This is a genomic window from Bacillus sp. cl96 (assembly GCF_900100505.1).
Lineage (GTDB): Bacteria > Bacillota > Bacilli > Bacillales > Bacillaceae_G > Bacillus_A > Bacillus_A cereus.
The window spans coordinates 1-11,561 of record NZ_FNDM01000033.1 but is presented as its reverse complement, the minus strand read 5'-3'; the positions used below and the strand labels follow the sequence as shown (position 1 = coordinate 11,561).

Below are 11,561 nucleotides of genomic sequence, written 5' to 3'. Positions count from 1 at the left end.
ATATAGCGCCATAGCGTACGCTAAACTAATTAATGCTTTTTTCTTATTCATATCTCCATCCCCACTTCCCTAATTTCTTAAATTGCCTTTCCTTTTGAGATTAATTACAAACAAAACATACTGATTACTACCTAATATGCTTTGTTTATAGCTAATCTTTACCAATAAAAAAGAGCAGCCAATTAAGATCTGCTCTTTCTTTTACATTCTCTTATTTTATTAATCCTCAACAGAAACCATTAATCACAACTTGGGCCGCTATCACCAATCGATGAAGAATCCGATTGGGAACAATTATTATCATCCCCTGAAGAATAAATTGAACTTCCTAATGCAACACCTAAAACAATATTATTAATGTCATTACTTTCCGTACTATTAGAAGAATGAGTAGACCCATTGTATGAACGTATTGGACTTCCTTTACCTCTCGTTTTATTAGTGTTCTGTTTACCCAAATTAGTAGAAACATTGTTATTTTGGTTAAATACTCGCTTCATCATATCTCTATCCCCTTTTTCATATCGATTTTTTTTATCCTTGCTATGATCAATTACATAAACAGGATTCTGATTTATATCATCTTTTTGTATATTAATTTTTGAAGGAGAATTTTTTTCTTTTTTATATCTCCTAATTTCTTTCTTTTTCTTCAAAATAGTTATAATTCCAATGATATACCCTATCCAGAAAGCAGCACCAATAATATAATTAAAAATAATATCAACAAGAGTAGTTGGAAAACCCTCTCTATCTAGTACATTTTTCATCATTGGTTCTATTCCCCACTGTAACGCCAAAAACATAATACATCCTATAAATAAAGATATCCATATACCACCAATTTCATCTTCCAGTTGACCTATCCTACGTTCTTTTTCTGCTGCATTCAAAACATTCACCCTCTTACTAGCTTTTTATTAAGGCATTTGCTACCTGATAGCAAAAGAAGTTTTCACTAAGTACTTGAAACAAAGGATCTGACATCCATGCAGCATCTTCGTCTAACACGCCTTTTACGTTTAAAGCATCATTAAACTTCTGCATGATACCTTTCTCTTCATATAAGTTCTCTCCAACTTGAACGAACATTTCCCAACCTTTTTCATTAATTTTTATTGTGACTTCCTTGTTCATGATTTCCCCCCTCGTTTGCTACGGTTAGTATAGGATCTATTTTCTGAATACCAATTATATTTTTTTAGAATCATACAATTATTTAATACCTTTCCCATAACAATTAGTACAGGTTACTTTAATACCAAACTCCTGCGTTTCATAACCAAATGAATTCTCTTTTATTATGTAATTTTTACCGAACATGAAACCTTTGCCCTGGCACTTTTTACATTTTCTAACCTTCTTCATTGTCCGTCTCCATCCATTTCCCCCAGGTTAAAAGTAAAATAAAGATTTCACCATCAACTTTCACACTTACTCTTAATCCTGATTTCTCTAGATCATCAATTATTTTCAAGTAAACATTACTCTTATAAATTACTTCTTCTGCAATTTCTTCCATGCTAAGTTCAATTATTTCATCTTCCCAACAAATACCTACAATTCTTTTTACGTCTTTGCGATATTTCCAATACTTCCATTTAATAACGACACTATTATAGAAAAACCTACAAAAGAAATTCGAAAATGTTTTTCTAATCATATCCTTAAAATTGAAACTAGTACGGTTCTCCATAATGTTACAATTCATTAGGCTTATTCCTAAATGATCAAATCCTTTATTCATTTGCTCTCTAATTTTTTTAGTAAGAAATTTACTAGTAAACTCTTTTTCTAAAAAATTTTCAAAAGCTATTCTATAAATTTCTAACACCACTTGTTTTTCTTTCTCTGAATTATGCTTCAAATTAGCTAACTCGTATTCCGTTATTAGGGGTTTTTTTACCAATACAAACACCTCCCTCTACTTTTATATACAACTGTTTAACAAAAAGAGCAGTCCCTTTAGGATCTACCCTTTTTCAGTACCAATCTTGTTTAAAATATTTTAGATGTACATAAGAGTAGAGGTAACAACGCTATATCACCTGGGGAAAGGAGGAAGAAATATATCTGTTACCTCCACTCTTATACACAACTGACTATAAAAAAAGAGCAGACCTTTAAGGAGCTGCTCTTTTATCATCTTTATCTTTAGATTTTTTTACACTTTAGGATATAACGCTCTGCCCAAAATATCCTCAGCATTGTAAGTTTCTACAAGTTTTGTCCATGAATCATTTCCATAAGGATTATCTCTATAGTTTTTCTGTAAGATTCCTAAATTAAGAGGTAAATCCATTAACATACCCGCTGTCAATGGTAAAAACAATAAGTTTGTTACTAAAAATTTCGAGTGAAATTCTACATGATGATATTTCAGCTTCTCTGCAATCCATTCAGCTGTTTGTGGATCAAGTATTCTTTTATAAAGTACATAATGACAATTATCTAGAATAACATCATCCAATCTTAGTACATGCTGAACGCTCAACGTGGTGCTAATTCCGTATCCACACCATGTTTGAAAAATAGCATGAAACTTAGGAGATGCATATTCTTCATATTCCATAAGGAAAAGATGTAATGATTTTTCTTGTCCCCACTTTATATCTTGCATTTCTTTTATTTCCATTAAGAATTCCATAACACGTTGACTATTCATTTCTTGATTTCCAAAAAATTCATTAGGGAAGATTACATGAATTAAAAGTTTTTCTTCTTTTTTTGCCATTAAATCATTATTTAACTGCCGCAAAATATCTTCTTTTTCTAAATTATACGTTAAAATATGATATCCTTGTTTTTCTTTAAATGTATACACATTTGATATTTGATCTATTGGATCTATTACTACTAAATTCTTTTCTTCCTCTAGCAGAATGTTAGGTATTATAACAGAAAAATCTTTTCCTGTTCCTATTCCACCTACAACAGCTGTGTTTACATTCTCTTGCTCCTGTACTTCTTCCTTCACGATTTCAACAGCTTTTTCGACTTGACCAAGCCTTACCATGCTAACACCTCCACTTTCTAATCAACTTGTAATTTATCGATTAATTACAAACAAAACATATTGAAGATACTCAATATGCTTTGTTTATTGCTAATCTCAAAACATAAAAAGAGCAGCCCCCAGGGATCTGCTCTCTTTACATAAAATTATTTCACTTGATAATCAATAAACATTACTTGATCACGAAACACTTCAAACTTTTCTACTTTACCATCAATACCTTCAAATCCATCTCTACTTTCTTGCATCTCTACTTCAAATATTGCATGTCCAACACCCTGAAAAAACTTATTATTAATAAATATACTCGCTTTCTCTATATTCTCCGATTTGATAATAGTCGATCTTCTTAAACCACTTACAAAATGAAATGTTGCAACAATATTCATGACTTTCCCCCATTTAAAATGTGCAAAAAGAGTTTGCACACAAAAAATATATTTAGTCTAAAAGCATGGTAATAACCATTTTTTCAATTCCCAGCCAGGTTAAAGTTGTTAAAACCAAAACTAACAACCACAAACAAGCATCTTTTACAGCTGATTTGACGTTTTCCATTACTACATTGTCTTTTCTGTAAGAATCATTATGAATGATAGCGATGCATCAAATAACAAAATCATTAAAACCATAAAAGTTATCATAGCTGGAAATAACAGTTGATCTCGGCTGATCATATCCCCTTACCTCCCATTGCCCTACTTAATTTTGACAATAAAAAAGAGCAGAACCATTAATATGATTCTGCTCTTACAGTTATTTGTATGTCCTAATTTGTCTTTTCGAATTTCTTTAGAGTCTTCTTATTATTCTCATACTCTTTTTTCAAAAGATCCTCTTTATCACTAGAGCTTTCTAATTCTTTCTTGATTTCTTTCCATTTGGTATCATTTGGATGCGAAGAACCAATATACACAGAATTAAAGCCTTTTTCTGTAGTTGCAAGTATGTAATATTCATAATCATTTACAACCTGCAAAGGATCTCTACCATTTATTTTTTCTTTTACAGAAATTGATACAACTGAATACGAATCAACTTTATATTCCGTTGGCTCCACCTTATAAATTGCTTCACGATTTTGATACCCTTTAACTCTCCATTCGTTGTCAGCTGTAATAGTAACGAAATTGTCTTTACTATTTTTATAAGTATCACCCTTTTTATAGGGGACTGAAGAACCTCCACACCCTGCAAGCAGTACTGTTATAGATATAAATAAAGCCGATACAGCTGATAAAAACTTAAACCTTTTAAACATGGTCTCTACACTCCATTCCATTTATATTCATTACATTAATATATTAACATATGAACATTTGAGACCCCACTACTTTTATAGCGCTATACTACAACCTTACTGCAAATGAACGAGCCAATGATTACCTCTTAGCAAAGTGATGTTAAACACTTTAAAGGTATGAATTACATTCATTTTATTACAGCAAACATCTATACTTTGTCCGAGATCATATCTTTCATCCAATCTAAACAAATCTACATGAATGCTCTTTGTTCTCAATATTTTCTCGATTTTATGATTCATCAGCTTCCCCCCATGAATCATTTTTTAGGGAAGCCAGTACCTTTTGTGTGCTATAGCGGTACAGCTGAGAAAACACTACATCTGATTTGTTCATTGTAACCAAGTATTCTGTTAATCCTACTAAGTGGACGAATCTCTTATTTGCACTAACTAGTAAATGTATGCCTAGTGATCGGCTACCAATTAATATTTTTACTGCATCCATTGTTTTCTTCTCTACACGTTCAAAGGAAGCTAGAGAAAGAAATAATGTCTTTCCATCTTGCTTATTTGAACTAAGTTGTTTACGTGCCTTTTTCAACGCTGCAAGACATTCAGTTTCGCTTGTATAATCGGTGAAATCTACATGATAAGCAAGTGTATCATTATCTTGTAATGCGTTTATTAGCTCTATTTGAAACTCTAAACACACATCATCTTTGCCTTCAATTAGGCAGCCTGTTGCATGCTTTGTTTTGCTTGTAAGAATATTTGCTATTTGCCTAATATACCTTTCTCGGCATTCCATACTCATAATTTTTTACTCCTATTTGATCTGTTTAATTCTACAAAAAATATTTTGTATTCTTGATTTTTAAAAAATAAACGGTCTATATTCGGTCGGATACAAATGCGAAAAAGGAGTATCTCCATTTGTAACAGGGGCGTTTAGTCTCGTTACGCCCTCTCGTTAAAGGAATGCTTGTACAAATATATCGCTTTGGAATTTCTCCGTCATGGCGTCATGTGTACAGCCCTTTAAGTAGTCTGTAGGCTTGCTACAGATAGACCAACATCGATTGCTATTTTCAAGCGGACTATTGTCCCTAAGGGTTTATTCGTGTCTTGCATCTCCTAGATTCACGAAATAGATTGGCATGCGATGATTTGCCCTTCCCCCAGCAACTATATCAAGTTTTCAAAGAACGTATGGGGAACATACACAAGAATTATGTCCTTAAGCTATGAACCCCAAGTGTGCTGTATTTCTTGCACAATTAAATCGATCAAATGTATTACTACTTCACTTTTTTCTTTGTTTTTCTCTCAAAAATAACCTGCATCAATGTAGCACATGGTTTATTCTTCTTGGCAATGATGATACCATCGCTATTTCTTACGCATTTGATATACCTAAACATATTTGTTACTGGAACTTCTCTTCTAACTGTTTGATCGTACAGATTGCCATTGTCGAGAACGACTAAATTCTTGCCATCAAATGTACTAACTTTGTGCGCTCTGTTTAATAGAGTGCCAACATCCATCTCTTTTGTTACTTTAAGCCTGTGTGTACCTTTGCTAAACTCTTTTTCTCTCATGGTTCTTCTCTCCAATCTTTAAAATTTCAGTTTGTATCTAGACTTTCTCAGGGTCTAGATTCATCATACTTAACAAGTTTCTTAACTCAACCCTATCCACATAAACAATTACAAATATAAAGGTGAGCATTATAAAATTTTCATATAGCCAATGGGTTTCTTACAGAATACAAAAAAGGCGTAAACTAATGTTTTAGTCTACGCCTTTTTCTTCAATCCGAAGAACCACTTTTAAGAAGGATAACCGCACAACATCAATAATATTGCTTAAACTCACGTGTACGTATACATTTACATATCTTGTATAAATACACGAAACAGTATAATATTATTGATGTTGCATCTCGTTATGCTTCATTAAGTGGGCAGCCTTTCTAAAACAGGTCGTTGTTTTAAAAGGTCGAAAATATCAAGAGTTGGTAGCTCTTTTTATTTTCAGCCCATGTAACTATGTAATTGTTAGTAGTTCACAATTTAGATGCTAATAAACATCTTTCAAAATTAAGATTACAACGATTGTGTTTTATCGTCAATCCATAATTTCTCAAAAACTGCTACATCTAACCAAACTACATATCAAAAGTCTTCGGAAAACCCAGTGTTATCAACGGATTAGATAACTGGGATTTTTTTTGACTTTTCTAAATTACAAATTGTGGAAATGCGTAGAACGTTTGTTCTGATTTTAACACTTCTTTTTAGCTTTGTTAATATAAAATCTTGATAATTAGTAATTAAAATATAGTTATCGTTTCATAGTTTGTGAATCAAATCACAATCCTTTACTAAATTACGAATTTGAAATTTAGTAAACATCCCTAAAAACAGCGAATGCGATTGCCTCATTTGAGACAATCGCATTCATAAATATAATTAATTACCCAACTCCGCCACCTGGGTTAACCATTTTAGCAAGTAAAGGCTTTTCATGTTTTTGGGAAATCTGATATGATTCTTTTTTTTCGTAAGCTGTACATAATACAACAGCAACTATAACTAAAACTTTAACTACACATAATACTTTTTTCATTTTCTACACTCCTATACATGATACCATTTTCCGAAAAATATTTCAATATAAAAATCGGTAATTCACTATAAAACCCTCCTCCTTTATACCTAAATAACTCAATAGATTTATGAATGTATTCTATATCATTCATCGCCAATCCTAAATAGCAATACTCTATTGGTAATAGATATCCATTCTCTTTTTTCATATTTTTTATAATCTTTATCGCCGTATCTCTATTTCCTTTTAGCGTTTCTAATAAAGCTTGTTCAGCAGGATGAAACACCTTAATATCATTTAGGTTGAAAAGTGGTTTCTCACTAGTTAAATACTGTACCATCTGCATAAACCCATATGTATTTAATATTTGTTTTTTTCTTACTTCCGCTCTTTTAAAATACAATGTATCTAAATATTGCAAAGCCATTTTCACATAACTTGATGCAGTTTCAAAGCAATCAAAGGTATATGACTCAGCTAAATACGAATATGCTGAAGCTTTTTGTATCGAAAAAACATCATACAAATCTTCCGTATCTATAATCTCATTACATAATTTGCGACAAGTTTTTATATCTCCCCCCAACAAATGTGCAGCAGCATGAACCTCCTTCATCCTAATTTTATACATATTTCTAGTAAATTCATCTTTTATTTCAGTGAATTTCGGCTTCGATATCTCAATATATTCGAAAAAAGAGGTTACTTTTTCTATATCATACATAATATAACATGTCAAAACATCATATAAAGCATTCATTTCAGTTGTCTTTATTACTCTACCCTTTTTACTACTCTCTAACTTTTCAAGTAACTCTTTACCTAGAAGAGTCCCTTGACCCCTTGTCCATACCAAATCATATACATAGGCCCATTCTCTATTTGTTGCAAGGGATGATGTTTTTTCCTGATCAACGAGTAGTTTTAACAGATTCAAATCTCCTTTAGCATGCGCATACTCCATCGCAATACGTAAGTTTTGTTTACTTGTGGTAAGTAAACAAAACTTGTGTATTAATTTCTGTTTTTGAAGTGCATCATTTTCATATAAAATATTTAACAACTTAATTAAACTCAAAAAATTGAATTGATTTTTCCCCGATAAACGCCTTGATAACAAGCCACTACTAATCCCAATTTGTTCCGCTAACTTACCATGAGTTCTTCTTTGAAAATCAATTTCATCAATAAGTATTCTTAGAAATTCTATTAACGCTTTTTTAGTTTCTTCTTGTTTATTTATTTTATCATGCATAAACATTTCTCCTTGAATAGAACTATGTAATTTCTAATTTTTAATTTATTATTTTAAAATCGAACCTTTCAGTCTGGAAGTATCAAAGTAAACAAAACTAAAAAATAATCTCGATCCATTTAATATTCTTTTAACGTAATGTTAGCATGTCGTATCTTAGCATAATAACACTAGAGATTTTGTCGTAAATTGTCGATAAACCGTACTTGTCAAATATGAAATAATGCATATTTTCAAAAAAGAGAACTTCAGTAATGAAACCAAAGTTCTCTTTTGCACTATTATTTTAGCTACCCTTCGCTTCTTAACTGTTTTCTTAAACTTCTGTTCCCAACATACAAATAGGCTTTTGTCTCATAAGGCTCATGTTTAAAATACGAGTAACTACCCTTAAAAATCGTTAGTTGGCGCTTCTCAGTCTGCAACAACACCCAATACTTACTTTCATCCAACACAACACCTGATACATTCTTACCACTAGGAAAATAAACCGTAATAGTATCCTCTACAGAAAATACATACTCCGTAGGCTTTTTATAATCAGCTAGTTTCATTTCCTTCGTATAGAAATCATTTGTCATAAGTAATGGATCATGCTTCACATGTGTAACATAAGATAAAGCACCCTTCATGATTGTATAGTAATTCTCTTTTTCAGTTTTAACATAAAGATAATAGGCATCTTCAGACAATAAAGTCCCTTTGATCCCCTTACCATCTTTAAATACACAACCTATCAGTTCACCAATCTCAAATACAAAGGATGTTTTCTTCTTCCCCTCGCTAAACTTAGGAGATCTTTCTTCAACAGTTGGAAACTCTTCATGCCTTATATATTTAACTTCAGAGAAATTAACTGTTACTTGATACAGAGCACCGTTCCCCTCCACATCAAGAACACAATAATACTCTTCTATTGTTGAAATTTTACCTTTTAACAAATCATCATGATTTAGTAGCTTTATATCTACAGTAGCCCCCCTCATAAATACAAAAGAGTGTCTGTAACGCCCTCTACTATCACGATCTATAGGATAATTTTTACCCAAAGTAAGCACCACCAATATTATAATTTTCTAGTAAACCTCTATAAATTTCACATACCATAATGAGTAGTTAACCCTAGTAGTATAAGACTAATCTCCAAGAATAAAAGAAACATAAACTATGTAAGGCCATAACGCTATAGCTAGCTGACCGAACCGTGTATCGTAGATATAATTATGTATTGGCAGAGTGGACAATTAAAAATTAACCGGCTGGTAGCCCTTCTAATATGCCGTATAGTGTTTCTTCTTCCGCCATAGCGTTACTTGTTTTTGCTTGTCCAAGAACATTACCCATTTGAGGGAATAGCCCTTGTAAATAGTTTAAATAGCTCTCTCTTCTTTTTCCGTTTTCCTTTAAAGCAAATGCAATTAGCATTCCTTGTGTAGATAGTCCTGTTTTTGCTGTTTTGCCTTTTCCCTCAACCGTTTTATAGATTTTTGTACTCCTTTTTAGAACCGTGTTTAATGTACTACGTGGAATGTTAAGCGCTTCGCACAGTTCTGATTGTGTAAAGTATAGCACAGGTTTATTATTTGAATTCATCGATAAGAAAGTAATAATGTCAGCTTCCCACTCGTGCCAATGACTACGCACACGATCCTTACGTTGTTTCTTATGTTTCTTCCAAAGTACAGAAGGCGCACGGAAAGCTGAAGCCTGTCCACCCACCCCATATGTTTGTAATAAACGCTCTATGTAATCTTTATGTGCTGCCTGATACTTTCCAGAGTACGCAGACATAACAATTCCTCTAACTTCAGTATGATCTAGCGGTTGCTCTAGGTTACTATTAAACTGATCCATTAAGTCCATTGTGTCTTTAATAACGTACTGACTTTGGAAACACGCTAAAGAAAGGGTGAAAATCGCATTGTTTCGCCCTGCTTTCGTTTGTTTTGGAGATACATTTGTACAACTAATCACCTGTTTGAACCATAGTTCATCCATTTGTTTTGGTTGCTCTACAGGAGCGTTTTTAGCAAAAGGACTCTCTATCACATTATGAAACTGTTCATTTCCCTTGTTGTCGTCTTGTCGCTTGCTCCACTCTTGTAACTCCTTGAATGTATACACATTTTCCTCAAAGAACATCACAACATTTTGTACTGAAGGCATTCTGAAGAACCCAAAGTGATTGCATGTTAAATCCACGTTTGACAAACTCTCAGCAAACATTTCTCGTAGGTTTTGAGAGATACGTTTCGCTGATTTAATAGCTATAAAGTTCTTGTTATTTGATACGTACACAGCTTTATCCAACACATAATACACTTGATAGCCCTTTGTTGTTTCAAGAATCATAGTAGGTACACCAAAACCTGCATTTAATGCCACATCATTAATCGCAGTCATAGGGAATGACTTTGAATCAATATCAATAACAAAACAGTTAATTTGTTGTAGGTTCTTTTCAGTATGCCCCACAATTGTACGAAGACCATTTTCACCATATGTACCAAAATTATATACATTAGGTGTCCAGTGTGAAGCCTGTCCAACATGATCCAGTACAGCTTCTTCAGATGATAATACTACGCCCCTAGTTCCAAACTTGGCGCTTAAATCTTCTTTCTTACGAGTAATAAAAACTGAACCTTTTTTATTCTTCTTGCCATTTAACACTTTGCTTTCAAATTTCTCTTGTGTTGCAATAGATACTAATCCAGCTTTCGAATTTTTAGATTTATATTTTCGTAACCCTTTATGTAGTATTAATTCGATAGCGCTTTGTACTGTATTCATGTTGAACCTCCTTTCCACTGATTTTTTACAACAAAAAAGGTGAGCAGTTATATCACTGCTCACCTTAATAAATAGACTTCCCAAGATTGCATACAAAGGCAGAAAAATCCATACTTAAACATGCTTAAAAATGCACTTAAAGAAGGGTTTCTATCTTTACAAATCTACTCTAATTAACTATACTAAGAAGAGATATTTTATATCTCAATAGCATAGTTAATTAGAACGGTTTGGGAAGTTTACTCACTGGTAGTCGCAGTGACGTAAATGGAATACAAGATGTTGTCAGCAAATTGTATTCACCAAGAAGTAGAAATGTTGTCAGCAAATCTACTTCCCCTGTCTGGTTTGAGACCTCAGAAATCTCGAACTAAACAGCCGTTCTTTTTTTATTTGTTTTTTTCTGTTTTATGTGTCTTATATATTCTACAAATTCTTACGAATTTCTTATGTATATTATCAAACTAAATCGTATTGTGTTGAGAAACTTGTTGTCTATTACGTTACAACAAGTTTTTTTATTTGTAAATATCGAAAAAAGATACATATTAAATATACACCCCTAAAAGAAGAAAAGATACATGTATCTTTGTATCTTTGTATCCTTGTATCTTTGTATCCTTGTATCTTTGTATCCT

The 11,561-nt window shown here is 32.5% G+C and carries 13 protein-coding genes; all 13 read right to left on the bottom strand.

Annotation, left to right across the window (positions count from 1 at the left end):
• Positions 1–239: 239 nt before the first annotated feature.
• On the bottom strand, positions 240–893 hold the full coding sequence (locus BLT20_RS29410; RefSeq protein WP_016097504.1) for a hypothetical protein: 654 nt from the start codon (positions 891–893) through the stop codon (positions 240–242).
• A 16-nt stretch (positions 894–909) separates the two neighbouring features.
• Complete coding sequence (locus tag BLT20_RS29405) at positions 910–1,137, bottom strand: hypothetical protein (RefSeq protein WP_016097505.1); 228 nt, start codon at positions 1,135–1,137, stop codon at positions 910–912.
• Positions 1,138–1,354: 217 nt separating this feature from the next.
• Positions 1,355–1,918: a hypothetical protein gene (locus tag BLT20_RS29400; RefSeq protein ID WP_073340416.1), complete on the bottom strand. Its 564-nt coding sequence runs from the start codon at positions 1,916–1,918 to the stop codon at positions 1,355–1,357.
• Between the two features lie 246 nt (positions 1,919–2,164).
• Positions 2,165–3,016, bottom strand: a complete 852-nt coding sequence (locus BLT20_RS29395; RefSeq protein ID WP_073340412.1) for a type IV secretory system conjugative DNA transfer family protein — start codon at positions 3,014–3,016, stop codon at positions 2,165–2,167.
• Between the two features lie 146 nt (positions 3,017–3,162).
• Positions 3,163–3,405 carry a hypothetical protein gene (locus tag BLT20_RS29390; RefSeq protein WP_016097509.1) on the bottom strand — a complete coding sequence of 81 codons (243 nt, stop codon included), beginning with the start codon at positions 3,403–3,405 and terminating at the stop codon, positions 3,163–3,165.
• A gap of 380 nt (positions 3,406–3,785) precedes the next feature.
• Positions 3,786–4,277, bottom strand: a complete 492-nt coding sequence (locus BLT20_RS29385; RefSeq protein WP_016097511.1) for a DUF5512 family protein — start codon at positions 4,275–4,277, stop codon at positions 3,786–3,788.
• A 96-nt stretch (positions 4,278–4,373) separates the two neighbouring features.
• Positions 4,374–4,562, bottom strand: coding sequence for a hypothetical protein (locus BLT20_RS29380; RefSeq protein ID WP_021729740.1), 189 nt, complete (start codon positions 4,560–4,562; stop codon positions 4,374–4,376).
• Positions 4,552–5,076 carry a hypothetical protein gene (locus BLT20_RS29375; RefSeq protein WP_016097512.1) on the bottom strand — a complete coding sequence of 175 codons (525 nt, stop codon included), beginning with the start codon at positions 5,074–5,076 and terminating at the stop codon, positions 4,552–4,554. The genes BLT20_RS29380 and BLT20_RS29375 overlap by 11 nt, the downstream gene beginning before the upstream one ends.
• A 484-nt stretch (positions 5,077–5,560) precedes the next feature.
• Entirely contained in the window at positions 5,561–5,863 is a 303-nt protein-coding gene (locus tag BLT20_RS29370; protein ID WP_016097513.1) for a hypothetical protein, read from the bottom strand.
• Positions 5,864–6,740: 877 nt separating this feature from the next.
• Positions 6,741–6,893, bottom strand: coding sequence for a hypothetical protein (locus BLT20_RS30710; RefSeq protein WP_016097514.1), 153 nt, complete (start codon positions 6,891–6,893; stop codon positions 6,741–6,743).
• Positions 6,868–8,130, bottom strand: a complete 1,263-nt coding sequence (locus tag BLT20_RS29365) for an AimR family lysis-lysogeny pheromone receptor (protein WP_016097515.1) — start codon at positions 8,128–8,130, stop codon at positions 6,868–6,870. The genes BLT20_RS30710 and BLT20_RS29365 overlap by 26 nt, the downstream gene beginning before the upstream one ends.
• 290 nt (positions 8,131–8,420) lie before the next feature.
• Positions 8,421–9,179, bottom strand: coding sequence for a hypothetical protein (locus BLT20_RS29360; RefSeq protein WP_021729741.1), 759 nt, complete (start codon positions 9,177–9,179; stop codon positions 8,421–8,423).
• 202 nt (positions 9,180–9,381) lie between these two features.
• A complete protein-coding gene (gene repS / locus BLT20_RS29355; protein WP_016097341.1) occupies positions 9,382–10,923 on the bottom strand; it encodes a replication initiation protein RepS in 1,542 nt (513 codons plus the stop codon).
• Positions 10,924–11,561 lie beyond the last annotated feature (638 nt).